Genomic DNA, 216 nt, shown 5'->3' with positions numbered 1-216 from the left:
CCGCCGACCTCGACGACGACCGTCTCGCGGCCGGGCTCCTCCTCCGCCGCCACATCGGCGGGGGCGGTGAAGGGCTTGATCTCGTTGACGAACTCGGTCTCGATCCAGCGGGTGTGGACCGTGAACGGGTCCGTCGAGCCGGTGAGTTCGGGCGCGAAGGCCGGGTCCTTGACGACCGCGCGGTGGAACGGGATGGCCGTGGCCATGCCCTCGACC

Annotated in this window: 1 pseudogene; it reads right to left on the bottom strand. The window is 71.3% G+C overall.

Features of this window, described 5'->3' with window-relative positions:
- Positions 1–216, bottom strand: a pseudogene (locus tag KWI83_RS38000) (acetyl-/propionyl-CoA carboxylase subunit alpha); the annotation flags it as partial.

It is taken from the genome of Streptomyces sp. TRM70350 (assembly GCF_019219825.1).
In the GTDB taxonomy this organism is placed as follows: domain Bacteria; phylum Actinomycetota; class Actinomycetes; order Streptomycetales; family Streptomycetaceae; genus Streptomyces.
This window is presented reverse-complemented; position numbering and strand designations above follow the sequence as displayed.